Source organism: Streptococcus marimammalium DSM 18627 (assembly GCF_000380045.1).
In the GTDB taxonomy this organism is placed as follows: Bacteria; Bacillota; Bacilli; order Lactobacillales; family Streptococcaceae; genus Streptococcus; species Streptococcus marimammalium.
The window spans coordinates 294,893-321,467 of the sequence record NZ_KB904339.1; the positions used below are offsets into that span (position 1 = coordinate 294,893).

The 26,575-nt window shown below is 32.9% G+C and carries 26 protein-coding genes and 1 other annotated feature; of the genes, 22 read left to right on the forward strand and 4 right to left on the reverse strand.

The annotated features are described in order from the left end of the window. The first annotated feature begins 42 nt into the window (after window positions 1-42). The 3 genes from A3I1_RS08190 to A3I1_RS0101355 all read left to right on the forward strand — a co-directional run bounded on the left by A3I1_RS08190 (window position 43) and on the right by A3I1_RS0101355 (window position 4,500). Window positions 43-2,604, forward strand: a complete 2,562-nt coding sequence (locus A3I1_RS08190) for a GBS Bsp-like repeat-containing protein (RefSeq protein ID WP_149031783.1) — start codon at window positions 43-45, stop codon at window positions 2,602-2,604. A 136-nt stretch (window positions 2,605-2,740) separates the two neighbouring features. Then, window positions 2,741-3,967 (forward strand): peptidase T, encoded by a 1,227-nt coding sequence (gene pepT, locus A3I1_RS0101350; protein ID WP_018369526.1) that lies wholly within the window; start codon window positions 2,741-2,743, stop codon window positions 3,965-3,967. Window positions 3,968-4,008: 41 nt separating this feature from the next. Then, window positions 4,009-4,500, forward strand: coding sequence for an EbsA family protein (locus A3I1_RS0101355; RefSeq protein WP_018369527.1), 492 nt, complete (start codon window positions 4,009-4,011; stop codon window positions 4,498-4,500). On the opposite strand, the gene A3I1_RS08310 is transcribed toward A3I1_RS0101355, so the two are convergent. Beyond that, window positions 4,487-4,681 carry a ferredoxin gene (locus A3I1_RS08310; protein WP_083899763.1) on the reverse strand — a complete coding sequence of 65 codons (195 nt, stop codon included), beginning with the start codon at window positions 4,679-4,681 and terminating at the stop codon, window positions 4,487-4,489. The two genes, A3I1_RS0101355 and A3I1_RS08310, sit on opposite strands and share 14 nt — an antisense overlap. A gap of 45 nt (window positions 4,682-4,726) precedes the next feature. Between A3I1_RS08310 and A3I1_RS0101360 the strand changes: the two genes are divergently transcribed. From A3I1_RS0101360 to lepA, 6 genes are all read left to right on the forward strand, one after another. Next, complete coding sequence (locus A3I1_RS0101360) at window positions 4,727-5,182, forward strand: SAG1386/EF1546 family surface-associated protein (RefSeq protein ID WP_018369528.1); 456 nt, start codon at window positions 4,727-4,729, stop codon at window positions 5,180-5,182. A 10-nt stretch (window positions 5,183-5,192) separates the two neighbouring features. Beyond that, window positions 5,193-5,882 (forward strand): (d)CMP kinase, encoded by a 690-nt coding sequence (cmk, locus tag A3I1_RS0101365; RefSeq protein WP_018369529.1) that lies wholly within the window; start codon window positions 5,193-5,195, stop codon window positions 5,880-5,882. A 14-nt stretch (window positions 5,883-5,896) separates the two neighbouring features. Beyond that, window positions 5,897-6,021, forward strand: a sequence feature (ribosomal protein L20 leader region). Between the two features lie 14 nt (window positions 6,022-6,035). Further along, the gene (gene infC, locus A3I1_RS0101370; RefSeq protein WP_026216725.1) at window positions 6,036-6,566 is read left to right on the forward strand and encodes a translation initiation factor IF-3; all 531 of its coding nucleotides are present in this window, start codon (window positions 6,036-6,038) and stop codon (window positions 6,564-6,566) included. A gap of 38 nt (window positions 6,567-6,604) precedes the next feature. After that, window positions 6,605-6,805: a 50S ribosomal protein L35 gene (gene rpmI / locus A3I1_RS0101375; RefSeq protein ID WP_018369531.1), complete on the forward strand. Its 201-nt coding sequence runs from the start codon at window positions 6,605-6,607 to the stop codon at window positions 6,803-6,805. 45 nt (window positions 6,806-6,850) lie between these two features. Beyond that, window positions 6,851-7,210 (forward strand): 50S ribosomal protein L20, encoded by a 360-nt coding sequence (gene rplT, locus A3I1_RS0101380; RefSeq protein WP_018369532.1) that lies wholly within the window; start codon window positions 6,851-6,853, stop codon window positions 7,208-7,210. Window positions 7,211-7,326: 116 nt separating this feature from the next. Beyond that, entirely contained in the window at window positions 7,327-9,162 is a 1,836-nt protein-coding gene (gene lepA, locus A3I1_RS0101385; protein ID WP_018369533.1) for a translation elongation factor 4, read from the forward strand. A gap of 45 nt (window positions 9,163-9,207) precedes the next feature. Here lepA and A3I1_RS0101390 read toward each other — a convergent pair whose 3' ends face one another. Then, window positions 9,208-9,465, reverse strand: a complete 258-nt coding sequence (locus A3I1_RS0101390; RefSeq protein WP_018369534.1) for a metal-sensitive transcriptional regulator — start codon at window positions 9,463-9,465, stop codon at window positions 9,208-9,210. A gap of 124 nt (window positions 9,466-9,589) precedes the next feature. On the opposite strand from A3I1_RS0101390, the gene A3I1_RS0101395 reads away from it, so the two are divergent. The 7 genes from A3I1_RS0101395 to A3I1_RS08430 all read left to right on the forward strand — a co-directional run bounded on the left by A3I1_RS0101395 (window position 9,590) and on the right by A3I1_RS08430 (window position 14,920). Continuing rightward, window positions 9,590-9,931, forward strand: coding sequence for a rhodanese-like domain-containing protein (locus A3I1_RS0101395; protein ID WP_018369535.1), 342 nt, complete (start codon window positions 9,590-9,592; stop codon window positions 9,929-9,931). Continuing rightward, window positions 9,928-11,583 carry an FAD-dependent oxidoreductase gene (locus A3I1_RS0101400; RefSeq protein ID WP_018369536.1) on the forward strand — a complete coding sequence of 552 codons (1,656 nt, stop codon included), beginning with the start codon at window positions 9,928-9,930 and terminating at the stop codon, window positions 11,581-11,583. Before A3I1_RS0101395 ends, A3I1_RS0101400 begins: the two co-directional genes overlap by 4 nt. Beyond that, the gene (locus tag A3I1_RS0101405; protein WP_018369537.1) at window positions 11,576-11,875 is read left to right on the forward strand and encodes a rhodanese-like domain-containing protein; all 300 of its coding nucleotides are present in this window, start codon (window positions 11,576-11,578) and stop codon (window positions 11,873-11,875) included. The genes A3I1_RS0101400 and A3I1_RS0101405 overlap by 8 nt, the downstream gene beginning before the upstream one ends. Window positions 11,876-11,971: 96 nt before the next feature. Next, window positions 11,972-13,132, forward strand: a complete 1,161-nt coding sequence (locus A3I1_RS0101410) for an Mbeg1-like protein (protein WP_018369538.1) — start codon at window positions 11,972-11,974, stop codon at window positions 13,130-13,132. A gap of 121 nt (window positions 13,133-13,253) precedes the next feature. Then, entirely contained in the window at window positions 13,254-13,382 is a 129-nt protein-coding gene (locus A3I1_RS08315) for a DUF4044 domain-containing protein (RefSeq protein ID WP_018369539.1), read from the forward strand. 51 nt (window positions 13,383-13,433) lie between these two features. Beyond that, on the forward strand, window positions 13,434-14,744 hold the full coding sequence (gene obgE, locus A3I1_RS0101420; protein ID WP_026216727.1) for a GTPase ObgE: 1,311 nt from the start codon (window positions 13,434-13,436) through the stop codon (window positions 14,742-14,744). 11 nt (window positions 14,745-14,755) lie between these two features. Beyond that, complete coding sequence (locus A3I1_RS08430) at window positions 14,756-14,920, forward strand: hypothetical protein (RefSeq protein WP_018369541.1); 165 nt, start codon at window positions 14,756-14,758, stop codon at window positions 14,918-14,920. A 36-nt stretch (window positions 14,921-14,956) separates the two neighbouring features. Here A3I1_RS08430 and A3I1_RS0101430 read toward each other — a convergent pair whose 3' ends face one another. Next, window positions 14,957-15,697 carry an amino acid ABC transporter ATP-binding protein gene (locus tag A3I1_RS0101430; protein WP_018369542.1) on the reverse strand — a complete coding sequence of 247 codons (741 nt, stop codon included), beginning with the start codon at window positions 15,695-15,697 and terminating at the stop codon, window positions 14,957-14,959. Further along, entirely contained in the window at window positions 15,697-17,850 is a 2,154-nt protein-coding gene (locus A3I1_RS0101435) for an ABC transporter substrate-binding protein/permease (RefSeq protein ID WP_018369543.1), read from the reverse strand. The genes A3I1_RS0101430 and A3I1_RS0101435 overlap by 1 nt, the downstream gene beginning before the upstream one ends. A gap of 151 nt (window positions 17,851-18,001) precedes the next feature. On the opposite strand from A3I1_RS0101435, the gene uvrB reads away from it, so the two are divergent. From uvrB to csn2-St, 6 genes are all read left to right on the forward strand, one after another. Then, the gene (gene uvrB / locus A3I1_RS0101440; protein ID WP_018369544.1) at window positions 18,002-19,987 is read left to right on the forward strand and encodes an excinuclease ABC subunit UvrB; all 1,986 of its coding nucleotides are present in this window, start codon (window positions 18,002-18,004) and stop codon (window positions 19,985-19,987) included. A 10-nt stretch (window positions 19,988-19,997) separates the two neighbouring features. Then, on the forward strand, window positions 19,998-20,462 hold the full coding sequence (locus tag A3I1_RS0101445) for an 8-oxo-dGTP diphosphatase (RefSeq protein WP_018369545.1): 465 nt from the start codon (window positions 19,998-20,000) through the stop codon (window positions 20,460-20,462). A gap of 119 nt (window positions 20,463-20,581) precedes the next feature. After that, window positions 20,582-23,965: a type II CRISPR RNA-guided endonuclease Cas9 gene (cas9, locus tag A3I1_RS0101450; protein ID WP_018369546.1), complete on the forward strand. Its 3,384-nt coding sequence runs from the start codon at window positions 20,582-20,584 to the stop codon at window positions 23,963-23,965. A 171-nt stretch (window positions 23,966-24,136) separates the two neighbouring features. After that, window positions 24,137-25,051 carry a type II CRISPR-associated endonuclease Cas1 gene (gene cas1 / locus A3I1_RS0101455; RefSeq protein ID WP_018369547.1) on the forward strand — a complete coding sequence of 305 codons (915 nt, stop codon included), beginning with the start codon at window positions 24,137-24,139 and terminating at the stop codon, window positions 25,049-25,051. Further along, the gene (cas2, locus tag A3I1_RS0101460; RefSeq protein WP_018369548.1) at window positions 25,048-25,371 is read left to right on the forward strand and encodes a CRISPR-associated endonuclease Cas2; all 324 of its coding nucleotides are present in this window, start codon (window positions 25,048-25,050) and stop codon (window positions 25,369-25,371) included. The genes cas1 and cas2 overlap by 4 nt, the downstream gene beginning before the upstream one ends. Further along, a complete protein-coding gene (gene csn2-St, locus A3I1_RS0101465) occupies window positions 25,368-26,417 on the forward strand; it encodes a CRISPR-associated protein Csn2-St (protein ID WP_018369549.1) in 1,050 nt (349 codons plus the stop codon). The genes cas2 and csn2-St overlap by 4 nt, the downstream gene beginning before the upstream one ends. Window positions 26,418-26,575 lie beyond the last annotated feature (158 nt).

Genomic DNA, 26,575 nt, shown 5'->3' on the forward strand with positions numbered 1-26,575 from the left:
AAAATGCTAAAATAAAGGAAAAATTTCAAGATAAGAGGTCAAATGATGTTATTCTCTAAAAAGAAGTGGACAGTCATTCTACCTATTGCTACCAGTATCTTGCTATTTCCTTCAATGATTTTAGCAGAAGATACAACCACTCAGGTAGAAATCCCAAAAGTAGCTGAAGTTATTATCTCACAACCATCAACTGCTACAACCATTGCTGAATCAAGTCCAACCACAACGAATGCTTTAACTTCTTCTCAAGAAAACTTATCATCAGAAGAACCAATTTCCTCTGAAAAACTTTTAATAGAAGAATCTAGTGCAGTTGATGAAACACAAGATTTTGTTTCTGATGGTGAAGAAGTGGATTCTTCCAAAGAAAATCAAAAGACAATCAACAATGATGGCACTATTAAAGGAGAAGAAGAAATTGTTGGTCAAGAACAGGAATCAACTAACGTAAGTGCCTTCAGAGCAAAACCTGGCTCAGCTAATTCTCAAGCTGTGACGGATGTTTCAGAAGGAACAACTGGATTACGTCTCCAATATCAAAGAAAAATACCACAACAAACAAGTATTTTCTTTGCTGTTTGGTCTGATAAAAATGGTCAAGATGATTTGAAATGGTATCAAGCCAAGAAATTATCCCCTACAAAATACGAAACGATAATTAACATCAAAGATCATAAAAATGATTTTGGTTTCTACCATGTGCATCTTTATGGTTATAGTGAGATAACCAAATCACGCATTGGTTTAATGGCCACTCAAGGATTTAATCATGAGAAAAAACCAGCGGATATCTATGCTAAAGTCAGACTGCAAGACTACGATAAAAATAATAGTACCTTTAATGTAGCTATTGATGCCAGTCAGTCAACTAAAACCCTTCGCTATGTTCGTGTGGCAGTTTGGTCTGAAAGCAAAGGTCAAGATGATTTGAAATGGTATACACCAACTATTTCAAATAAAAAAGCAACTGCGAAAGTAGATATTGCAAATCACAGTAATTTGAGCGATTTTTATATTGTCCATGTTTATACTGATTACAGTGATGGTAAAACAATTGGAACCGATCTTGGTAAACACTATATTAGCCCAACGTTAGTAAATACTCATTTAACGACAACTGGTATCGAAATTGCATTTCAATCTGATAGCGTGAGAGATTTAAGTCAAATTCGTTTTGCCGTTTGGTCAAATGAAAAAGGACAAGATGATTTAAGATGGTACGCAGCTAATTCTAATGGTGTTGCAACAGCCAATTATAATAATCATAGAGGCTTTGGTATCTATCATATTCATACTTATCTTAATCAAAGTGGGCAATTAAAAGGATTAAAAGCAAATCAGATAACAATAGCTAAACCATCAATAAAAGTAGCTATTAACAAAGTATCTAACACTAACTATGAAGTTGTAGTTAGCGACGTACCATTATATATTAGTGGTATTGTTACACCTGTTTGGTCTGATATAAAAGGTCAAGATGATTTGAAATGGGTAGGAGCTGTTAAATTATCTCAAACGACTTATCGATCAACTATTGATGTGAGAAATCACAATTTTGATAGCGGGCATTACAGTGTTCATATTTATGGTTATAATCAACTAGAAACAAACCGTTTGATTGGTCTAGCAGGTAGTCCAGGCTTTGATGTAAAAAAAGTAGAACAAGGTAAGATAACAGCAGTTGTTACCAATCATAAACCAAATGAGGGTACTTTAAATGTCCTAATCTCTGAAACACCACAATCTCCTAAGATAAAATCAGTTCGGATAGCAGCTTGGTCAGAAAGCAAACAAGAAAATCTTTCTTGGTATGTTTCAGATAGTGTAAGAAATGGCAAAATTGTTGTTCATATTAATCAAGCTAATCACCAACATAAAAAAGGTAATTATATTGTTCATGCCTATGTGACAAATACTAGTGGTCAAGAAATAGGCTTTAATTTAGGTAACTATGCTTTAAATTCAAATATTAAGAGTTCTGCTTCACAAGGAGATTATGAAGTAGTTAACCGTATAGTCTACTTAGATGCTGGACATGGTGGTAGAGATCCTGGTGCAGCTTACTTTGGTCATTCAGAAAAAGAGTTAACCACTATTATGCAAAATCTTGTGAGACAAAGATTAGAAAAAGAAGGATATAAGGTGGTGACTACACGTGAATCTGAAGAAATCTATGTTGATTTGTTAGATCGTTCAAAAAAAGCAAATGCTTCTAATTCGGATTTATTCCTAAGCATGCATTTTAATGCTTCGGTTAATAAGAATATTAGTGGAATTGAGACCTATTGGTATCAATATTATAAAGAGTATCCGTCAAGGATTAATAAAAATTACCATAACAATTCTGAAAGACTAAAAAGAAGTCAAGTATTGGCAAATGCTATCCACTCAGAAACTCTTAAAAGAACAGGTGCTCCAGATCGAGGAGTAAGACGAGAAACTTTTGCCGTTTTGAGAGAGACTACAGCACCAGCTGTTTTAGTTGAACTAGGTTTCTTATCAAATCGTTTTGAAAATACTAAAGTTAGTCAATTAGCTTATCAAGAAAAGTTGGCCGACGGAATTGTGGCTGGTATTAAAAAATATTATCACACTTATCCATAGATTATAAAGCTAAAATTATAAAAAACCTTTTTTTGCCAAATAATTAGCAAAGAAAGGTTTTTTTGCATTAATATTAAGTAATATCAAAGCCGATTTATGATATAATAGTAAGGAAATTAGACTAAGAGGTAAAAAAATGACTTACGATAGATTGTTAGAACGATTTTTAACATATGTTAAGATTAATACTCGTAGTAATCCTAACAGTACAACAACACCTACAACTGAATCACAAAAAGAATTTGTTTTAAATGTCTTGAAACCTGAAATGGAAAGTATTGGTTTAGAAAATGTTCATTATCTTGAACATAATGGCTACCTTGTAGCTACTCTACCTGCCAATGATAAAACTATGACTAGAAAAATTGGTTTTATTTCTCACGTTGATACCGCTGATTTTAATGCAGAGGGTGTTAATCCTCAAATTATACGTAATTATGATGGTGGTGTTATTCAACTTGGTGATACTGATTACCAGCTAGATCCAAAAGACTTTCCTAATCTCAACAATTATCATGGTCAAACTCTCATTACAACTGATGGTAGAACACTTTTAGGTGCTGATGATAAGTCTGGTATTGCTGAAATCATGACAGCGATGGCCTATCTAATAGAACATCCTGAAATTAAACACGGGGAGATTCGTGTTGGCTTTGGTCCTGACGAAGAAATTGGTATTGGGGCAAATAAATTTGATGTTGTTGATTTTGATGTTGATTTTGCCTATACAGTTGATGGTGGGCCACTTGGTGAATTACAATACGAATCATTTAGTGCAGCAGGTGCAAGTATTCAATTTTTAGGAAGAAACGTTCACCCTGGTACAGCTAAAGGGCAAATGATTAACGCTCTTCAATTGGCTATGGATTATCATAAAGAACTACCTGAAACAGATCGCCCAGAATCAACAGAAGGCTATGAAGGTTTCTTCCATCTTTTAAGTTTAAATGGAACAGTAGAAGAAGCTTCAGCAGACTATATTATTCGTGATTTTGAAGATGATAATTTTATAAAACGCAAAAAAATAATGAAAGAAATAGCTCAACGTATGAATAATCAACTTGGTGAAGAACGTGTGAGTGTTACATTATCTGATAGCTATTATAATATGAAAAAGGTCATTGAAAAAAATATGACTAGTGTTGAAATAGCTAAAAAAGTAATGGAAAATTTAGAAATTAAGCCTGTTATTGAACCTATTCGTGGAGGAACTGATGGTTCAAAAATATCGTTTATGGGTATTCCAACACCAAACATCTTTGCTGGTGGTGAAAATATGCATGGTCGTTTTGAATTTGTTAGTCTTGAAACCATGGAAAAAGCTGTTGATGTCATTATTGGAATTGCTAGCTTTAAAGACTAAAAGCTTGTTTTTAATATGCTTCAATAGAGGGGAGATTAACTATGATTAAGATATTTGGTAAAATTAGATATCATTGGCAACCAGAATTATCTAAGTTGATTAGCTACTGGTCTTTGACATTTACTCCAATTTTTATAGCCTTATCTTTGTTATATGAACGAACAAGCCCCTCATCCAATATTTTTATTTTATTTGGTATTTTTATTTTTTTAACAGGGTTTGGACTCCATCGCTATTTTATCATAGAAGAAACTGGTTATCTTAGAATAGTTACGTTAAATTTTTTTTCTAAACAGCGACTTTTAATTGCTGATATTGCTAAAATCAATGTTACGAAATCAACAATGACAATTATCTTAACAAATGGTGAACAGCGCTTATTTTACATGAGAAAATGGCCTAAAAAATACTTTTTAGATGCTTTAGTAATCTGCGACTCATTTCAAGGAGAAGTTGAGTTACTTGATAACTTCATTCAGCTTGATTATTTTGAAGTTTATAAGGATAATAAAAAAGCTCCTACGGAGTCGTAAGAGCCTTTGTTGGGCATGATTTGACAGCTAAGAGTGTCTCATCTGAGTAAGGGACTTCTTGTATTAAATCCTCACTATTTGAAAACTTAACAATACCATTGTCATAGTAATCAAAAACATCGGAGTAAGTTTGGCAAAGTCCACAAGCAATACATTTTTCTGGAATTATTGTTACTTTCATAGTATCATTGTAATACTAATTTTAAGAATTAACAAGGGAGAAGATATGGTAAAAAAACCATGGGAGATGAAAATTTTTGCTGAAAGTAGGCAAAGTAACTCTCGAAAATATAAAGTGAATACTGTCATCAGTACACCATTTTTAACTATTTTGTTAGTTGTCTTCTTTGCTATTATTGTTGGTATTTTATTAATAGTTGTTTACACTTCAAATGGTGGCTCTGAAAAACAATCACTAGAAGAAGCATTTTATAATCCAAATCGTACAACTAAAAATGTTACAGAAGAGACAACTCAAATAGAAACAACAAAAGAAGTTGAAACAACAGTAGAAACACCAAAAGAAAATAGAAAAACTATCGTCGTAGAAGCTGGAGAAGGGCCATCTCGTATTGCTGAGCGTGGAGGAATTTCACTTGAAAGATTATATGAGCTAAACCCAGAAAAATTGAGTACAGGTTCTTGGTTAGCCCATCCAGGTGATAAAGTTTTTATTGAATAAAGAGGAAAAAATGACAACAATTCAAATTGCTATAGATGGTCCTGCGTCAAGTGGGAAAAGTACAGTTGCAAAGATCATTGCAAAAAAATTAAATTATACCTATATAGATACTGGTGCGATGTATCGCTCAATAACTTATTTGATATTAAGATATCAACTGACAGCCAAACAAATTCCAGAAATAATTGCTTTATTAGATCGATTTCCTTTATCTTTTGGACATGGTAATGATGGTAATCAAAGAGTTTTTGTTGGTGACGTTGACATTACGGATATTATTCGCCAAAACGAAGTAACCAAAAATGTTTCTTGGGTCTCTGCTATTCCTGAAGTAAGAGAAAAGTTGGTTGACTTTCAAAGACGTATTGCACAGGAAGGTGGTATTGTCATGGATGGGCGTGATATCGGTACTGTTGTTTTGCCAAAAGCAGAATTAAAAATTTTTTTAATTGCTTCTGTTGAAGAAAGGGCTAAGCGTCGTTACAAGGAAAATATTGAAAAGGGTATTCCAACTGATTTAGAAATTCTAAAAGATGAGATTGCTCAAAGAGATTATAAAGATAGTCATCGTGAAGTATCGCCGTTAAAAGCAGCAAAAGATGCGATTACTTTAGATACAACTAGTTTAAGTATTGAGGAAGTTGTAAACTTTATTTTAGAAAAAGCAAATAAAATCATTGACAGTGAAAATAAAATGTAGTAACATATTACTAATGGGAAAAGCAGAAGTGAGAACTTCTCGCCTTGCAATTAACGTTGTCTGGCTCTACATAATACATTTCACGATGAAATATAATGTAGTGCGGGCTTGTTAATCAGGTCCGCTTTCGTTTTTCTCTAAAAAATAAAAGAGGTGAAGAACATAGCTAAGAAGGATTTGTTCATTAACGATGAAATTCGCGTTCGCGAAGTGCGTCTTGTTGGTCTTGAAGGCGAACAATTAGGAATTAAAATGCTCAATGAAGCCCAAGCTCTTGCTGATGAGGCTAACGTTGATTTGGTACTTATTCAACCACAGGCAACACCGCCTGTTGCCAAAATCATGGATTATGGTAAGTTTAAGTTTGAGTATCAGAAAAAACAAAAAGAACAACGCAAAAAACAAAGTGTTGTGACTGTTAAAGAAATACGCCTTAGTCCTGTTATCGACAAGGGTGACTTTGAGACCAAACTTCGTAATGGCCGTAAATTCCTTGAAAAAGGAAATAAGGTTAAAGTTTCAGTTCGTTTTAAAGGACGTATGATTACCCACAAAGAAATTGGTGCAAAAGTTCTTTCAGATTTTGCTGAAGCAACACAAGATATTGCGATCATCGAGCAAAGAGCTAAAATGGATGGTCGTCAAATGTTTATGCAACTTGCCCCTATTTCTGAAAAGAAATAAATGTAACATATTATTATTTATTTAGGAGAGTATTAAAAATGCCAAAACAAAAAACACATCGCGCATCAGCTAAACGTTTTAAACGTACAGGTTCAGGTGGTTTAAAACGTTTCCGTGCTTACACATCACACCGTTTCCATGGTAAGACTAAGAAACAACGTCGTCATCTTCGTAAAGCTTCAATGGTAAGTAGTGGAGATTTCAAACGCATTAAAGCAATGCTTACTGGTCTTAAATAAGCAAATACAAGAATATTAATAGAATTATTTGGAGGATTATTATAAATGGCACGTGTTAAAGGTGGCGTTGTTGCACGCAAACGTCGTAAACGTATTTTAAAATTAGCAAAAGGTTACTATGGCTCAAAGCATATCTTGTTCCGTACTGCAAAGGAACAAGTAATGAATTCTTATTACTATGCCTACCGTGATCGTCGTCAAAAGAAACGTGACTTCCGTAAATTGTGGATTACTCGTATCAATGCAGCAGCTCGTATGAATGGCTTATCATATTCACAATTAATGCATGGCTTGAAATTAGCTGAAATTGAAGTTAACCGTAAAATGTTAGCTGATTTAGCTGTTAATGATGCAACAGGTTTTACTGCTCTTGCTGATGCAGCTAAAGCAAAATTAGGAAAATAATTATTACTATTTCACTACTAATTAATTTAGTAGTGATTTTTAATTTTTTCAATCTAGCTTAATTTAGTGATTTAATATATAATAGTAATGCTGACTAAATTTGATAGGAAAGACATATGAATATAAAAGAACTAAAAGAACGGCAGAAAAAAATTAGAAATTTCTCGATTATTGCCCATATTGATCACGGGAAATCAACTTTAGCTGACCGTATTTTGGAAAAAACAGAAACGGTATCAAGTCGTGAGATGCAAAATCAATTACTTGATAGTATGGATCTTGAGCGTGAGCGTGGTATTACCATTAAATTAAATGCAATAGAATTAAATTATACCGCTAAAGATGGTGAAACTTATATTTTTCATTTAATAGATACTCCGGGGCATGTCGATTTCACTTATGAAGTATCACGTAGTTTAGCTGCCTGTGAGGGAGCTATTTTGGTTGTTGATGCAGCTCAAGGTATTGAAGCCCAAACTTTAGCTAATGTTTATCTAGCTCTAGATAACGATTTAGAAATTTTACCTGTTATCAATAAAATTGATCTACCAGCAGCAGAACCTGAAAGAGTCCGTCATGAAATAGAAGATGTTATTGGTATTGACGCTAGCGAGGCTGTTTTAGCATCTGCAAAAGCTGGTATTGGTATAGAAGAGATTTTAGAGCAAATCGTTGAGTATGTACCAGAACCAACTGGAGACATAGAAGCACCGCTCAAAGCTCTTATTTTTGACTCTGCTTATGATGCTTATAGAGGTGTTATTCTTCAGGTTCGAATCATGGACGGTATCGTTAAACCTGGAGATAAAATTCAAATGATGAGTAATGGTAAAACATTTGACGTTACAGAAGTTGGTATATTTACACCTAAAGCTGTCGGGCGTGATTTTTTGGCAACTGGGGATGTTGGCTATATTGCAGCTGCTATTAAAACTGTGGCTGATACTCGTGTAGGAGATACTGTTACCCTCGCTAATAACCCTGCAAATGAAGCTTTAGAGGGGTATAAACAGTTAAACCCTATGGTTTTTGCTGGGATTTACCCAATTGATTCTAATAAATATAATGACCTTCGAGAAGCCCTGGAAAAATTGCAATTAAACGATGCGAGTCTTCAGTTTGAACCAGAAACTTCTCAAGCATTAGGTTTTGGTTTTCGTTGTGNTTTTTTAGGTCTATTACACATGGATGTTATCCAAGAACGTTTGGAACGAGAATTTAATATTGAGCTCATAATGACTGCACCATCAGTGGTTTATCATGTGAATACGACTGATGGCGAAGTAATTGAAGTTTCTAATCCTAGTGAATTTCCTGACCCAACAAGAATTGATATTATTGAAGAACCATATGTTAAAGCACAAATCATGGTACCACAAGAATTTGTTGGAGCTGTAATGGAATTAGCACAAAGAAAACGTGGTGATTTTGTGACTATGGATTACATTGATGATAATCGTGTTAACGTTATTTATCAAATACCACTGGCTGAAATTGTTTTTGATTTCTTTGATAAATTAAAATCATCGACACGTGGCTATGCTAGCTTTGATTATGAGATTTCTGAATACCGTCATTCTAAATTGGTGAAAATGGATATTCTCTTAAATGGTGACAAAGTAGATGCATTAAGTTTTATTGTTCATAAAGAATTTGCTTATGAGCGTGGTAAAATAATTGTTGAGAAATTAAAGAAAATCATCCCTCGTCAGCAGTTTGAGGTACCTATCCAAGCAGCTATCGGACAAAAAATTGTTGCTAGGTCTGATATTAAAGCATTACGTAAAAACGTTCTTGCTAAATGCTATGGCGGAGATGTGTCACGTAAACGTAAGCTCTTAGAAAAGCAAAAAGCAGGAAAAAAACGAATGAAATCTATTGGCTCTGTTGAAGTACCACAAGAAGCATTTTTATCTGTTCTTAGCATGGATGATGATAATAAAAAAATATAATAAAAATCACTAGAATCTATTTTCTAGTGATTTTTAGTTGAAATCCTATTTTTTAACGACTAAATCAATGGCTGCTTTTAGCTTTTCTTCTTGTTTTATCGGATCACTATCTGGGTGCTCAACACATTCAATAACCTTATTGGCAATTGCAAGCCCCATAATACGGTTTATACTTGATCTAACAGCACTTAATTGGGTTACAATATCAATGCATTCCTTATTTTCTTCAACCATTTTATGAATACCTCTAAGTTGACCTTCAGTTCGTTTAAGACGGTTTAAAATATCTTTTTTTGATGTCATTAATCTTTCACTCCTTGTATAACTAATATACTATTTGTCTTTATTTTCGTCAATTACAAAAATATTTTTGACAAAGTTAATTTGATATGATAATATACCGGTAGGGGTATACAAAGGAGGTCTTATGACATTTATTGAAAGTATTAAATCACTATTTTATCAACCATTTAAATCAATCTCAACAAGTGAATTAGAAAATCTATTATCTTCTAAGACAGTTCTGTTAATTGATGTCAGAACACCAGAAGAATTTAAACAAGCACACATATCTAAAGCAAGAAATATTCCATTGAGACAAATCGATAGTTTTGCTTCACCAAAAGATAAAACAGTTTATCTTATTTGTCAATCAGGAATGAGAAGTAAAAAAGCAGCTAATCATCTAATGAAAAAAGGCTATCTAGTTGTTAATGTTCTTGGTGGCATGAATCAGTGGCAGGGTAAAGTAATAGGAGGTCAAAAATGACAAAAGTTATTATTGTAGGTGGTGTTGCTGGTGGGATGTCAGCGGCGACACGTTTAAGACGTTTGATGGAAGATGCTGAAATTATTGTTTTCGAAAAAGGACCGTTTGTTTCTTTTGCCAACTGTGGTCTTCCTTATTATGTTTCAGGAGAAATTAGTGAAAGAAATCAGTTATTGGTTCAAACACCAGAAAGCTTAAAATTTCGCTTTAATCTAGATGTTCGCCCTTTCCACGAAGTGACTGCTATCGATGCTACTAATCAGACAGTAACAGTTCATCACGATGGTAAAGAGTTTATTGAATCTTATGATAAACTCATTTTATCCCCTGGAGCAAAGCCATTTGTTCCACCTATCGAAAATCTTCAAGAGGCAAAAAATGTTTTTCATCTTAGAAATGTTCCAGATCTTGATAGGATAATGGCACATATTGAATTAGTTCAAACTAAAGAAGCTGTTATTGTTGGTGCTGGTTTTATTGGTCTTGAAATGGCAGAAAATCTTGTCAAAAAGGGCTTGACTGTCACTATTGTTGAAAAAGCACCTCATGTTTTGCCAGCATTGGATGAAGAAATGGCAGCTTTTGTTCGTCAAACATTGGAAAAAAATGGAATTAAAGTTATCACTTCACAATCTGTTGTTCGTTTTGAAGAAGAAGGCAAGAGTGTCGTTCTAGAAAATGGAGATAGCCTATCATCTGACTTGACAATTTTATCAGTTGGTATTCAACCTGAAACAACATTGGCTAAAGAAGCAGGAGTTACTTTAGGTTTTAGAGGTGGTATTGTTGTTGATGACCATTATGAAACTAATCTAAAAAATATCTATGCAGTAGGCGATGCGATAGTAGTTAATCATCAAATCTCCCAAGAGGACGCTCTTGTTTCTCTTGCTTCACCGGCTAATCGTCAAGGCAGACAAGTAGCGGATGTCATTGCAGGTTTAAATAGAGAAAACAAAGGTTCAATTGGAACAGCTATTGTTCGTGTTTTTGATTTATCTGCAGCAACAACAGGTTTAAGTGAACGTGTTGCTAGAAATTTAGGTTACGATGTTTCAGTCATTCATACATCAGGTAAAGACCATGCTAGCTATTATCCTGGTGCTACAGATATTACTTTAAAATTAATTTTTAATGCCAAAACTGGTCAAATATATGGTGCTCAAGGAGTTGGTCAAAAAGGTGTAGATAAACGCATTGATATATTAGCTACTGCCATTAAAGGAAATCTTACAATTTTTGACTTACCAGAGTTAGAATTTACATATGCACCACCCTTTGGTTCAGCAAAAGATCCAGTTAATATGATAGGTTATGCAGCTATAAATATTGCTGAGGGTCTTAGTCAAAACCTCCAGTGGTATGAATTGACTAATGAATTAGCAAAAGGTTCAATACTATTGGATGTGAGAACAACTTCTGAAGTAAAAAAAGGTCATTTCAAAGATTTCATCCACATTCCTCTAGATAATTTACGATCTCGTTTAAACGAATTGGATAAATCAAAAACATATATCATTAGTTGTCATAGTGGCCTTCGAAGTTATATTGCTGAACGTTTATTGAAACAAAAAGAATTCAATGTTAAAAACTTAGATGGTGCTTTCTCACTTTATAATGTTGTAAGACCAAAGGAGATTAGACATGATTAAAAGTATCTCAATGTCAACTTTTCAAAAAAAACACCTTGAAAAGAAATTAAATCTAATAGATGTTCGTGAACGTGACGAATATGATAGTGGTCATATTCCAGGGGCTCAAAACTTACCACTCAGTGATTTTCAATCAATTTATCAAACACTTAATCAAGAAAAAGACTATTATATTGTTTGTCAATCAGGGAGTCGCTCTTTAATGGCTAGTCAATTTTTAACAGCAAAAGGTTATCATGTTATCAATGTTGAGGGTGGTACATCTGCGTGGACAGAAAACTTAGAACAATAAAAAGATGCTCTTTTGGGCATCTTTTTATATCAGAATCCCAAATTATTATAATTTATGTTATGATAAAAGATATTCAGAGAGATTGGAAGAACACAGATGTCAAATTTTATTGATTACATCCAAAAAAATTATCATTGCTCATTTAAAGAATTGCCATTGAATGAAGTTGATATTGCTTGTATTAATGAATTAAGTTACCTGCCAATAGGTGAAGCACTATCTAAGACTTACAACAAACAGTTTATTCCCATAAAACAACTAAATAAAAAAAAACATCTCTTTTTTAAAAAAACTAACTATAATTTCATGACCACCAAAGAAAGAGTCCAATTGTATGAAGCTATAATTAACTCAAACCGGTTTGATGATTTAGAAATTGGTTACTATGTAAATGATATCAATTTGGCTATTGAAAAACAGTTTTCGGCTATGGTTTTTAGGTTACCATCTATCAATCATACTCAAATCGTTTTTCGAGGGACTGATGATAGCTTGATTGGATGGAAAGAAGATGCCAAGATGACCTATATGAAAACTATTCCGTCCCATCAATCTGCTTTAAACTATCTCACAACTTTTTTAAATGACTGGCAAGGACAAGTTGTTATTTCTGGACACTCAAAAGGGGGAAATCTTGCTTTATACGCCTCCAGTATGATAAAAGAAAGTCTTCAAAAAAAAATTACTACTATCTACACTTTTGATTCACCAGGTCACTATAAATCCTTGCTTGATGCTTCTAGTTATCCTAATATTAAGCATAAAATTATCTCTATCATACCCAAGGAATCAATTGTTGGTGTTATGTTAAAGCCTGATTTAGATTGTAAAATAGTTGAAAGTAAATCTTTTGCTTTCTTCCAGCATAATGTTTCACAATGGCAGGTTAAGGAGAACCAATTTTTACCTGCAAAAGACACCACACTCATTAGCAAAGCACTAGAAGATACCTTTAAATTGTGGCAAAAAGAATTATCTCATGATGAGTTAGAAACTTTTTTTAATATCTTTTTTGATTTATTTTTTGATATTGGTGTTGAAAGTTTAGATGATATTAAGAATAACAAGCGAAAAACATTAACTCAACTAGTTAAAGAAATTGTTAACTTAAAGCCAAAAGAGAAAAAAATTATGCGAAAGTCTCTTAGGACGATGTTCATTATTTTTAATCATAAGGCAATAGAAAAAGCTTTGGACTATCGACCAGAAATCGGCAAAGAATTTTTAGATTGGATTTTTTCAGACAAAGAAGAATAAAAAGTTTGATATAATTATTTTCTTCTATGTTTTTAATATTTCTATCGTCTTTAAATTTGCGTGTTTAGGAGAATCATGTTAAGATAGATAAAGAGAAAATCTAAAGAAGAGGTATAAATTAGTGGCTTTTGGAGAAAACGGACCACGTAAGAAAACATTATTTGAAAAAATCACTATTGTTGTTGTTTTATTAATGGCTTTTATTACAGTAGGTTCAATTATATTAAGTGCACTTAGTGCAATCATGTAGAAAAACGCTTTTTAGCGTTTTTTTCTACTAAAGAAAGAAGTAGGAAAAGTTATGAGTATGTTTTTAGACACTGCCAAAATCCAAGTAAAAGCAGGACGAGGCGGTGATGGGATGGTCGCCTTTAGGCGAGAAAAATATGTCCCAAATGGCGGTCCGTGGGGTGGTGATGGTGGCCGTGGAGGAAATGTTGTCTTTGTCGTTGATGAAGGCTTGAGAACTTTGATGGACTTTAGATATAATCGCCTCTTCAAAGCTAAGCCTGGTGAAAAAGGGATGTCAAAGGGGATGCACGGCAAAGGTGCAGAAGATTTATATGTGAGTGTTCCCCAAGGAACAACTGTTAAAGATGCCCAAACAGGCAAGATTATTTCTGATCTTGTTGAACATGGCCAAGAATTTGTGATTGCAAGAGGTGGTCGAGGTGGTCGAGGCAACATTCGTTTTGCAACACCGAGAAATCCCGCACCAGAAATTTCAGAAAATGGTGAACCTGGTGAAGAAAGAGAATTAGAGTTAGAATTAAAAATTTTAGCTGATGTTGGTTTGGTTGGTTTTCCCTCAGTTGGTAAATCAACACTTCTTAGTGTTGTTTCAGCAGCTAAACCTAAAATTGGTGCCTACCATTTTACGACTATTGTTCCAAATATTGGTATGGTAAGAACTAAATCTGGTGACTCATTTGCTATGGCAGACCTTCCAGGTCTAATTGAAGGTGCTCATCAAGGTGTTGGTCTTGGGACACAATTTCTACGCCATATTGAACGCACTCGAGTCATCTTACATGTCATTGATATGAGTGGTAGTGAAGGAAGAGATCCTTATGAAGATTACTTAGCTATTAATAAAGAATTAGAAAGCTATAATCTTCGTTTGATGGAACGTCCACAGATTATTGTTGCAAACAAAATGGATATGCCAGAAAGCCAAGAGAATTTAAAAATTTTTAAAAAGCAATTACAAAAAAATTATGGTGAGTTTGATCAACCACCAATGATTTTTGCAGTTTCTGGTATTGCTCATCAAGGTTTGGATGCCTTATTAGATGCTACAGCAGAATTATTGTCTAAAACAGAAAGCTTTCCTCTTTATGAAGAAAGTCAAATGCTTGATGAAGCTTACTATGGTTTTGATGAAGAAGAAAAACCTTTTAGCATTAGTCGTGATGATGATGCTACTTGGGTCTTATCAGGTGAGAAAATTGAAAAACTATTTGTCATGACAAACATGGAACGTGACGAATCCATTATGAAATTTGCTCGCCAATTACGTGGTTTAGGTGTTGACCAAGCTCTTAGAGAAAAAGGAGCTAAAGATGGTGATATTGTTAGAATTGGTCAATTTGAGTTTGAATTTATAGACTAAGGAGTGATTATATGGGAGATAAACCTATTTCATTCAAAGATAAAGATGGTCGTTTTGTTTCAGCAGCAGATATTTGGACGACTGAAAAATTAGAAGAACTTTTTAATAAGCTCAACCCAAATCGTAAATACCGGTTGGAGAGAGAAAAAGAGCTGAAACAATCAAATAAAAATTAATAAAAAATACCTGACACATTGTGTCGGGTATTTTTATTAGACGTTTAAAACTTTATCAAGAAAATCTTTAAGTCGTGGGTGTTTAGGTTGATCAAAAATTTGTTCTGGAGTACCATCCTCAAGGAATTCACCGCCATCAGTAAAGATAACACGATTGGCAACACGTCTTGCAAAACCCATTTCATGAGTAACAATTAACATGGTCATACCTTGTTCTGCTAAATCCTTCATAACATTTAACACATCTCCAACCATTTCAGGGTCAAGAGCAGAAGTAGGTTCATCAAACAGCATAACATCAGGATTCATTGCTAGGCTTCTGGCAATAGCCACACGTTGTTTTTGGCCACCAGATAAACTACCAGGAAAAGCAGTTGCTTTATCAGATAGACCGACTTTTTCAAGTAATTCTAAACCAATGGTTTTTGCTTCTTCTTGTGAATACTTTCCTAGCTCAACAGGAGCAAATATAACATTATCAAGAACTGACATATGAGGAAATAAATTGAAATGTTGGAACACCATACCAATATTTTCTCTAGCCTTATCAACATTAGTGTCTTTATTTGATAAATCATAGCCATCGATGATAACCTTACCACTGGTGATACTTTCTAAACGATTAAGTGTTCTTAAGAAAGTTGATTTTCCAGAACCTGAAGGTCCAATGATACAAACCACATCACCTTCATGAAACTGAGTTGTTATTCCTTTTAAAACTTCATTATTTCCAAAAGATTTATGTAAATTTTGCACATCAATTTTTAATGTTGTCATTAGTTAGACCTCTTTTCTAGGCGTTTTGCTAATTTTGTTAGAAGAGTAATAATTACTAAATACATAATTGCTAAGATAGCATACATTCGAAAACTTTGGTAATTACGTGCGATAATAATTTTACCTGTTTGGAAAAGTTCAACTAAACCAATAGCAGATATGATGGTAGTGTCTTTAAGAGAAATAACAAATTGATTGACGAAATTTGGAAGCATTAGTTTAACAGCTTGAGGAAGAATAATTTTTCTCATAGTAGTTATATAAGAAACACCTAAACTACGACTTGCCTCTGTTTGACCAGGATCAACAGCTTCAATACCTCCACGAACAATTTCTGAGATATAAGCACCACCATTTAGACTAAGAGCGATAGTTCCTGCAACAAAATCATTAATAGGACTTTGTTGACCAGTTATTGATTCGATGAGGTTAGGAATTCCCCAGAAGATAAATGCCGCAACAATCATTAACGGTATACCACGAACAACGTCGACAAAAATAGAAGCGATAATGCGAAGGCCTTTAATTGGACTAACACTCATCATACCAAAAATCAAACCAATAATGATTGCTATAGCAAAGGAAATAATAGCCAATCCAAGTGTTCTCATAAGTCCTGTCAATAATTGTTGGTAGTTATTTGAAACCAACCCCCAAATAGTAGTTTCATCAACAGATGATTCCTGGCTTTGTTTTTCACCTAAATAACTTGCAATAATTTTATCATATTCACCGCTTTCTTTCAAAGCAGCTAGCCCATTATTAAACATTTCGATTAATTCAGGGTTACTTCCTTTTTTTACTGCAAATCCGTATTCACCTGAAGGTTCACCGACAATTGGAGTTTTAAATTTTCGACCTTGTTCAATAGCATATTTTAAAACTGCTTCATCATCCATTAAAGCATCCAAAGAACCTGAGTTGAGACTATCATACATCCCAGAAGCCTCATCAAAAGCCTTTAACACATAATTGTAGTCCTTAGTATGTTTTTCTAAGAATTGATAAGAAGCAGTTCCTGTTTTTGCTCCAACGGTTTTGCCTGCTAAATCTTCATAAGCAGTGATAGAACTATCTTCTTTAACTGCTAGAATAATATTTGATGTATAGTAAGAATCAGAAAAATCGAAAATAGCTTCCCTTTCATCAGTGATTGACATACCTGCAATAACACCATCTGCTTGACCAGATTGAACAGCATTTAAAGCAGCATCAAAACCAGGATGAGTAACTTCAATCGTAAAATGTTGTTGGTTTGCAATTGCTTTTATAAGCTCAATATCTATACCAACATATTGACCACTGTCATTTTGATATTCAAATGGAGCAAACGAAGAATCAGAAACTAGTTTATAAACTTCTTTTGTTGGAATAGCTTTTTTATCTGCAACTCCATTTGCTTTTGTATCAATAGAAGTCCACTGTTTAATAATTGCATTATAACTCCCATCTTCTTTCATTTGAGATAATGCCTTATTGAAATCATTAATTAAATATTCGTATTGACTTCCTTTTTTTACGGCAAAAGCATAACTACCAACAGTTTCACCACCCATTTCAATACGTAAATCTTGCCCTTGTTTAATGGCATACTGAGCAATTGGTTTGTCATCCATAACAGCAAAAACAGAACCTGATTTTAGGCTATTATACATGAGATCACTAGTGTCAAATACTTTAAGTGTGTAACCATACTCTTTTTTATGTTTTTCTAAAAAGGTTTGAGAGACGGTCCCGTTTTTAACACCGACAACCTTGCCTTTTAATTGACTATAGTCTGTTACTTTATTTTTGGATGTTGTAATAATAACAATTTGTGAATCATAATAAGTATCTGAAAAAGTAAATACTTTTTTTCTATCCTCTGTCACTGACATCCCAGCCATTATGGCATCTGCCTGACCAGCTTGAACAGCATTAACAGCTGCATCAAAGCCTGGAAAAGTCATTTCATAGTCCCACTTTGAAATTTCAGCAACTTTTTTAATAATATCAACATCTATCCCCTTATAAACATGATCTGAATCTTTGAATTCAAATGGAGCATAGGTAGAATCAGAAACAATAGTAATTTTGTCTGCCTTAGCGGTTTGAGTGGTTAAAAAAACTATTGCTAACAAAGATAAAAGTAATGGTAATATTTTCTTCAACATAAACACCTCATTTCTATTGTCATAAATTATAACATATAAAAAGAAAAACAACAAATATAAAAAATCTTTGTAATAAATTATAACATAGATTTTAGACAATGATTTTGGAAATGAAAAATATTTATGATAAAATAATGATTGAGGTAAAGCTATGATAAATCGAAAAAATAATAATCACTTTAGATTAGTTTCAAAATATGAACCTTCAGGTGATCAACCAAAAGCTATTGAGATGTTAACTGATAATATTGAAGGTGGTGAAAAGGCACAGATTTTACTTGGAGCAACTGGGACTGGTAAGACCTATACTATGAGTCAGGTGATTGAGAAAGTCAATAAACCAACACTTGTAATTGCTCATAATAAAACACTAGCTGGGCAATTATATGGAGAATTCAAAGAATTCTTTCCCGAAAATGCAGTCGAGTATTTTGTCTCTTACTATGATTACTATCAACCAGAAGCTTATGTGCCATCTAGTGATACTTACATTGAAAAAGATAGTTCTGTTAATGATGAAATTGATAAGCTTAGACACAGTGCCACATCTTCCTTATTAGAAAGAAATGATGTGATTGTTGTGGCATCAGTCAGTTGTATTTATGGCCTAGGATCTCCTACTGAATATGCTGAAAATGTTGTTAGTTTACGTCCTGGACTTGAAATTTCTAGAGATCAGTTGTTAAATGATTTGGTTAGTATTCAGTTTGAGCGTAATGATATTGATTTTCAACGTGGTCGTTTTCGTGTGCGTGGAGATGTTGTTGAAGTTTTTCCAGCCAGTCGTGATGACCATGCCTTTAGGATTGAATTCTTTGGTGATGAAATTGATAGAATTAGAGAAATTGAATCCTTATCTGGACGAGTGATAGGTGAAGTTGAACATCTTGGTATCTTTCCAGCCACTCACTTTATGACCAACGAAGAACGAATGGAAGAGTCCATAGCTAAAATCCAGAAAGAATTAACTGAACAATTAGCTGTTTTTGAAAAAGAAGGTAAATTGTTGGAAGCACAACGCCTCAAACAACGCACCGAATATGATATCGAGATGCTTCGTGAAATGGGCTACACCAATGGAGTTGAAAATTATTCTCGCCATATGGACGGAAGAAGTGAAGGAGAGCCTCCGTTTACCCTTTTAGATTTTTTTCCAGATGATTTTTTAATCATGATTGATGAGAGTCATATGACCATGGGTCAGATAAAAGGTATGTATAACGGGGACCGCTCCAGAAAACAAATGTTGGTGGATTACGGTTTCAGGTTACCAAGTGCACTTGATAATCGACCACTAAGAAGAGAAGAATTTGAAGAACACGTTCACCAAATCGTATACGTATCAGCTACACCGGGAGATTATGAGATGGCTCAGACCGATACAGTTGTTGAACAGATTATTCGTCCAACTGGACTTCTTGATCCGATTGTTGACGTGAGACCAACTATGGGGCAAATTGATGACTTGCTTGGTGAGATTAATGAACGTGTCAGTCGGGGTGAGAGGACCTTTATCACAACATTGACTAAAAAAATGGCTGAAGATTTGACTGATTACTTTAAAGAAATGGGCATCAAGGTTAAATACATGCACTCAGATATTAAAACCTTAGAACGCACAGAAATTATTCGAGACTTAAGACTGGGTGTTTTTGATGTTTTGATTGGGATTAACCTCTTACGTGAGGGTATTGATGTGCCAGAAGTTAGTTTGGTGGCTATTTTGGATGCCGATAAAGAAGGTTTTCTTAGAAATACACGAGGCCTTATCCAAACCATTGGTCGAGCAGCTAGAAATGCTGACGGGCGCGTGATTATGTATGCGGATAAATTGACAGACTCCATGAGCCAAGCCATCAAAGAAACCGCACGCCGTCGTGAAATTCAAATGGCTTATAATGAAAAACATGGCATTACTCCAAAAACAATTAAAAAAGACATTAGAGATCTTATTGCCATTACAAAAAGTGTGGCTAAAGACGATGAACCGCTTGATTATGATAAGATGACTAAAAAAGAACGACAAGAAGCGATTAAAAAACTCCAAAGCCAAATGCAAGAAGCAGCAGAAATCCTTGACTTTGAGTTGGCTGCTCAGATTCGCGATATGATACTGGAGTTAAAGACGATGGATTAAGAAGAAATTTATGTCACGTAGTCAAGAAGTGATTTTAACGAATATGTGTTTAATTGAAGACGATAAGGGAAATGTTCTTGTTCATATAAGAAAAGCAGAAAGGTATCGTTGGTCAGGTGTCGCTTTTCCCGGAGGACATATTGAAGAAAAAGAGAGTCTTCACGATGCTGTCGTAAGAGAAGTGTTAGAAGAAACAGGATTAACGATTAAACAACCTAAATTAGTTGGGATGAAACACTGGTACAATCAAGACGGTGTTCGCTATCTAGTTTTTCTCTACCGTACCAATCAATATGAAGGAAAAGTACAATCTTCAGACGAAGGCGAAGTCAAATGGGTGAAGAAAACAGATCTTCCTCATATGGACCTTGCTTTTGATTTATTAGAATTATTAAAAATATTTGAAGACGATACCTTGTCAGAATTTTTCTATCGACCAACAAATGATAACAAATGGCATACAGAATTAAACTAATAAAAACTAGTGGGTTGTCCCACTAGTTTTTATTAGTTTAAAACATGAAATCGCTTTTAATAATTAAATAAATTTTATATAATATACTATAAATATAATTAATCAGGAGGAAATATTAAGTGAATGGAAAAATTTTAGGATTAGATATTGGGGTTGCTTCAGTTGGAGTGGGTATTATTGATAGTAAAACTGGGAAAGTTTTGCATGCCAGTTCAAGAATATTTCCTTCAGCAAATGCTGACAACAATAAAGATAGGCGTTCAGCAAGACAAGCAAGAAGGTTGCTCAGACGCAAACAACATAGAGTGAAACGATTGAAAGATTTGTTTGACAAATATAACTTAATTCAAAATGATTCAATTTCGCATTCTAATGTTAATCCTTATGAAGCACGTGTGAAAGGTTTATCAGAAAAATTAACAATTGATGAGTTGTACTATGCGCTTTTAAATATGTTGAAACATAGAGGCATTAGTTATTTAGATGACGCTGAAGATGATGGGGCAAATAGTTCTTCAGAGTATAAAAAATCTATTGAAGAAAATAGAAAACTGCTTAAAAGTAAAACACCTGGTGAAATTCAGTTAGAGCGTTTGAATAACTATGGACAATTGAGAGGTAATTTCATTGTTTATAATGAAAATAATGAAAAAGAACATTTTATCAATGTGTTTTCAACTTCAGATTACAAAAAAGAAGCACAACAAATTTTAGAAACGCAACAAAAATGGCATGATAACATAACAAATCAGTTTATTGAAGATTTTATAAAGATTTTAACGGGAAAAAGAAAATATTACATCGGTCCTGGAAATGAATCATCAAGAACGGATTATGGTATTTATCGAACAAATGGTGAAACATTGGTTAATATTTTTAAAATTTTAATTGGAACTTGTGCTTATACTGGAAAAGTTAGAGCAGCAAAAGCATCTTATACAGCACAGGAATATAATCTCTTAAATGATTTAAATAATTTAACTTATCCAACAGAGACTGGGAAATTAAGTCAAAAGCAAAAAGAAGAAATAGTAATTTTTGCAAGAGATAATGGGGCGACTGTTAAGCAACTTTTGAAATTTATATGTCAATTACTATCATGTGATTTAAATGATATAAAAGGTTTTAGAAAAGATGCAAAAGATAATCCAGAAATTTCAACTTTTGAAGCACATAAAAAGATGAAAAAAGGGCTAGAAACAGTTGATTTTACAGAGCTTACAAGAGAAGAAATTGACACATTAGCTCATATTTTAACTATTAATACTGATAAAGAAGCGATAGAGCACGCTATTAATATGGCTATAAATAACAATGAGCTACCTTCTTGGGATAATAGCCAAATCACTGAATTAGTTCAACTCAGAAAAACAAATAGTACTCTTTTTGGAAAAGGATGGCACAGCTTTTCAATTGAATTGATGAAGGAAATAATACCTGAATTATATGCTACTGATAAAGAACAAATGAGTATTTTGTCTGACAACAAATATGTCTCTATGAAATCAAAATTGATGAATAGAAGTCAAAAAACTAAGTATATCGATGAGGAGATAGTAACAGATGAAATCTATAATCCAGTAGTTGCTAAGTCCGTTAGACAAACGGTCAAAATCATCAATTTAGCAATTAAAAAATATGGCGAGTTTGATAAAATTGTCATTGAAATGCCTAGAGATAAAAACGAAGAAGAAGAGCGAAAAAATATCAAAAAATATCAAAATGACAATAACAAAGAAAAAGACTCAGCTCTTCAAGAAGCTGCAAGTCTATATAATGGTAAAGATAGATTACCTCATCATGTCTTTAATAATTATAAAGATTTAAACCTTAGAATTCGTCTCTGGTATCAACAGGAAGGAAGATGTTTATACACTGGTCAGAAGATAAATATACAAGACTTGATTGATAACCGTCAAAACTATGAAATTGACCATATTTTACCTCTTTCATTATCATTTGATGATAGTATTTCAAATAAAGTACTTGTAACGGCCTTATCTAATCAGGAAAAAGGACAAAGGACACCATTCCAAGCCATTCGTGAAATGAAAAATGCTTGGACTTATCCAGAGTTTAAAAAATATGTTTTAAATTTAAAAAGAATTGGGAAAACAAAATTAAATTATTTATTAACAGAAGAAGACATCAATAAAATAGAAGTAAAGAAAAAATTTATCGCTCGAAACCTTGTGGATACCAGATATGCTTCACGAGTTATTTTAAATACTCTTCAAGATGAATTTAAGCGACTTAAAAAAGAAACAAAAATTGCTGTTGTTAGAGGGAAGTTTACAGCTCATTTGCGTTATCAATGGCGAGTTGAAGAAAAAAATAGAGATACCTATCATCACCATGCCATAGATGCTCTTATTATCGCAGCATCTGCAAATTTAAAACTTTGGAAGAAGATGAAAGATCGATTATTTGATGAGTCAGAAAAGCAATTTGTTGATATGGAAACGGGTGAGATTATTTCAATTGATAACAAGGAATATAAAGAACTTGTTTTCCAACCACCTTTCCAAAAGTTTACTGATACATTAAATAGTAAAGAGCTGTGGGAATCTATTTTATTCTCTTATCAAGTAGATTCAAAAGTAAATCGAAAAGTGTCGGATGCGACAATTTATGGGACAAGAAAAGCCAAAATTGGGAAAGATAAAAAAGATGAAGACTATGTTCTTGGTAAAATTAAGGACATTTATAGTCTAGATGGTTATGATAAATTTATTAAACAGTATAATAAAGATAAAAGTAAATTTTTAATGTATCAAAAAGATCCAAAAACATTTGAAAATGTGCTTGAAGTCATTTTAAGAGATTATCCTGATAGTAAAATAGATGAAAATGGGAAAAAAATTAAATGTAATCCGTTTGAAGAGTATCGTAAAGAGAACGGTTTGATGAGAAAATGGTCTAAAAAGGAAAATGGCCCAGAAATCAAACAGTTGAAATATTATGATACAAAATTAGGTAATCATATTGATATCACACCAGACAATAGTAGAAATAAAGTTGTCTTACAATCTTTAAATCCATGGCGAACTGATGTTTATTTTAATCCAGAGACAATGACATATCAATTGATGGGGATACGTTATTCAGATTTAAGTTATATCAAATCAGATTACGGTATTTCGATTGAAAAATATAATCAGATTAAAAAACAAGAAGGAATTGCTGAAAATGCTGAATTTAAATTTACACTTTATAAAAATGATTTATTGTTAGTTAAAGATACTAAAACTGGTGAAGAAATGCTAGTTAGATTTTTATCAAGGACTCTTCCGAATAAAAAAAATTATGTAGAATTAAAACCTTATGAAAAAAATAAATTTGACGGCAATGATAAATTAATTTCAGTGTTAGGAGTTGTTTCAGGAAGTGGACGATTTTTGAAAAGTTTAGCTAAACCTAATTTGTCGTTGTATAAAGTTAAAACAAATGTTTTAGGAAATCTCTTTTATATTAAAAAAGAAGAGTTGACATTAAAATTTTAAAAATTTATAAAAAATACTTGAAAAAAAGGGTGCAAAGAGGTATAATAATTGTGTAAGAGACGTCTTACACAATTACTTAAATCTTGCCGAGCCTACAAAGATAAGGCTTTGTGCCGAAATCAAACACCCTGCTTTGCGGGGTGTTTTTCGTTGCAGAAAAGAGGGATAATAATGTCATGGCGAGTAGTACATGTGAAAGATAGCCAAAAAATGAAATTAAAACTAGATAATCTAGTGATTCAAAAAGGTGGTGAGGAGTTTATAATTCCTCTTAGCGATATTTCTGTTATTGTTGCTGAAGGTGGGGAAACAATTGTAACACTTAGATTATTAAGTGCTTTGAGCAAGTATAATATTGCTTTAATTGTATGTGATACAAATTTTTTACCAACTGGGTTTTATATGGCATATCATGGTCATTTTAGAGCTAGTAAAAAAGCTAGAACACAAATGGCCTGGACAGAAACTAAAAAGGATGCTTTGTGGCAAGTGATTACCCATTTTAAAATCAATAACCAACAAGACCTACTCAGTACATTAGAAAAAGATATTAAGACTATTCAACTATTGGCAAATTATAAAGAGAATATTGAGCCTGGTGATAAAAGTAATCGAGAAGGTCATGCAGCAAAAGTGTATTTCAATGAGCTTTTCGGAAAGAATTTTACACGAAAAAGCCAAAAGGAAGGAGATGTTATTAATGCAGGTTTAAATTATGGCTATACTATTTTGAGAGCTCAAATGGCTAGAATAGTTGTTGGTTACGGTTTGTTGCCTTTAATTGGTGTTTTTCATAAAAATGAATATAATCAATTTAATTTGGTTGATGATTTAATTGAACCATTTAGACAGTGTGTTGATTTTTGGGTTTATCATCATTTACAAGAAGCTGAATATCTGTCATATCAACATCGCCTACAATTAATTAATTTACTTAATGCTAAGATTAAATACGGAAAAGAAAAATGTAGCGTATCTACTGCAATAGATCGTTATGTGCGTGGTTTTATTACTGCTATGGAGAGTGGAGATATTAGTAAATTTCATTGTCCGATAATATCAAGTTTGGAATGGAGTGACTTATGAGGTATGAAGCTATGAGATTATTATGTTTCTTTGATTTGCCAATGGAAACAAATCAAGAAAAAAGAATTTATAGAAATTTCAGAAAAGAATTAATTTCAAATGGTTTTGAAATGCTACAATTTTCAGTTTACTATAGGACTTGTCCAAATAGAAGTTTTGCTAATAAATATAAGAAAAAATTGAGTAACGTACTACTTCTCAGTGGAAATGTTAGATTATTATCAGTTACTGAAAAGCAATTTTCTGAGATGACTTTAATTATTGGAACAAAGACTCGACAAGAAGAAATAATTAGTGATAAAAAGATGGTGATTATATGAATCAGATAAAAATATCGCATCCAATTAATGAATTCATTACTTTTAATTCAGGATCTTTCACACAAATAGTAGGTAACAATAAGGAGTTAAAAAATCACATTTATCGTTCTTTCAATTGGTACTTCTCAGGAAAAAAGTACAGTGAAAATGATTTATCTCTATTTCAACAAAAAGAACTTGAGATAAGAGAGAATGGTGTTTTATTATCTCGGTCAGACTGTCATCTTATTTCTTTACAATACATTGGTGATTTTATAGAACAAATGTCCTATAAAAAAGGTAGTTTAGCATACGAATATCTTAGAAAAATCAGTGAAAGTGTTGATTTTGCGATGGAGTTAGAGAAAATAAACCATTCATTGACAAAGATTGCGACACTGTTAAATCAAGAAATAGATTTTAAAAATTGTCAATTTGTTTATGGAGTAGATAATATTGATTTGACTTCACAACATATTATTTCTAAATATTTAGTTCCCACTTATTCCTTTGAAAATCTATCAATTTCTTTTGAATGGCTTAATAGTGATTTAATCTATCATCTATTTTTTGATATGTTAGAATCATACTTATCTTTTAAAACAGATAAACTCCTACTGATATGTCAAGGGATAGATGCTAAAGTATCTTTTGAACACTATCAAGAAATATGTCAACAAATAAAAAGAATGTGCCAAACATTTCCTTATTTTAAAGTGATATTATTTCCTAGTAATAGTAGCTATATTGATATGGATCCTAAATATATGGAGTCGGTTGTTGTAGTGGCAGATGGTATTGAAAATTTTTATGAAGCAGACTTTATGTATGAACGATATAAAAGAAATTACCCCACTAATTATCCAATGTCACAAAATGAATTTTTACGTTCTTTAGCAAGAATTGGTGATAACTTGTTTTCTTCTAAAAAAATAACTGAGTCAATGGCTTTTCAAGATTTAATTTCTTTGAAGATAATCAATCAACTTTATCACTATTCAACACCTAAAATAAATCAAATAGTGCCATCTAAGATGGAATTAGCCTATTTATTTTCTTCAAATTGACATCTTATTGCAATTTTTTTATAATGAAATGGAGAGAAAAATCCAAATAAGACGTTATTTGAGGTTTTTGTACTCTCAAGATTTAAGTAATTGTAAAACGTAATTAAGCGTCATGCCAGCTCGATAAGGTTTTTGTACTCTCAAGATTTAAGTAATTG

Bases quoted from the DNA above. Each gene is read 5' to 3' on its own strand.
- A3I1_RS08190 (WP_149031783.1), top strand. From the start codon at position 43: ATGATGTTATTCTCTAAAAAGAAGTGGACAGTCATTCTACCTATTGCT.
- pepT (WP_018369526.1), top strand. From the start codon at position 2,741: ATGACTTACGATAGATTGTTAGAACGATTTTTAACATATGTTAAGATT.
- A3I1_RS0101355 (WP_018369527.1), top strand. From the start codon at position 4,009: ATGATTAAGATATTTGGTAAAATTAGATATCATTGGCAACCAGAATTA.
- A3I1_RS08310 (WP_083899763.1), bottom strand. From the start codon at position 4,681: ATGAAAGTAACAATAATTCCAGAAAAATGTATTGCTTGTGGACTTTGC.
- A3I1_RS0101360 (WP_018369528.1), top strand. From the start codon at position 4,727: ATGGTAAAAAAACCATGGGAGATGAAAATTTTTGCTGAAAGTAGGCAA.
- cmk (WP_018369529.1), top strand. From the start codon at position 5,193: ATGACAACAATTCAAATTGCTATAGATGGTCCTGCGTCAAGTGGGAAA.
- rpmI (WP_018369531.1), top strand. From the start codon at position 6,605: ATGCCAAAACAAAAAACACATCGCGCATCAGCTAAACGTTTTAAACGT.
- rplT (WP_018369532.1), top strand. From the start codon at position 6,851: ATGGCACGTGTTAAAGGTGGCGTTGTTGCACGCAAACGTCGTAAACGT.
- A3I1_RS0101390 (WP_018369534.1), bottom strand. From the start codon at position 9,465: ATGACATCAAAAAAAGATATTTTAAACCGTCTTAAACGAACTGAAGGT.
- A3I1_RS0101395 (WP_018369535.1), top strand. From the start codon at position 9,590: ATGACATTTATTGAAAGTATTAAATCACTATTTTATCAACCATTTAAA.
- A3I1_RS0101400 (WP_018369536.1), top strand. From the start codon at position 9,928: ATGACAAAAGTTATTATTGTAGGTGGTGTTGCTGGTGGGATGTCAGCG.
- A3I1_RS0101405 (WP_018369537.1), top strand. From the start codon at position 11,576: ATGATTAAAAGTATCTCAATGTCAACTTTTCAAAAAAAACACCTTGAA.
- A3I1_RS0101410 (WP_018369538.1), top strand. From the start codon at position 11,972: ATGTCAAATTTTATTGATTACATCCAAAAAAATTATCATTGCTCATTT.
- obgE (WP_026216727.1), top strand. From the start codon at position 13,434: ATGAGTATGTTTTTAGACACTGCCAAAATCCAAGTAAAAGCAGGACGA.
- A3I1_RS08430 (WP_018369541.1), top strand. From the start codon at position 14,756: ATGGGAGATAAACCTATTTCATTCAAAGATAAAGATGGTCGTTTTGTT.
- A3I1_RS0101430 (WP_018369542.1), bottom strand. From the start codon at position 15,697: ATGACAACATTAAAAATTGATGTGCAAAATTTACATAAATCTTTTGGA.
- A3I1_RS0101435 (WP_018369543.1), bottom strand. From the start codon at position 17,850: ATGTTGAAGAAAATATTACCATTACTTTTATCTTTGTTAGCAATAGTT.
- uvrB (WP_018369544.1), top strand. From the start codon at position 18,002: ATGATAAATCGAAAAAATAATAATCACTTTAGATTAGTTTCAAAATAT.
- A3I1_RS0101445 (WP_018369545.1), top strand. From the start codon at position 19,998: ATGTCACGTAGTCAAGAAGTGATTTTAACGAATATGTGTTTAATTGAA.
- cas1 (WP_018369547.1), top strand. From the start codon at position 24,137: ATGTCATGGCGAGTAGTACATGTGAAAGATAGCCAAAAAATGAAATTA.
- cas2 (WP_018369548.1), top strand. From the start codon at position 25,048: ATGAGGTATGAAGCTATGAGATTATTATGTTTCTTTGATTTGCCAATG.
- csn2-St (WP_018369549.1), top strand. From the start codon at position 25,368: ATGAATCAGATAAAAATATCGCATCCAATTAATGAATTCATTACTTTT.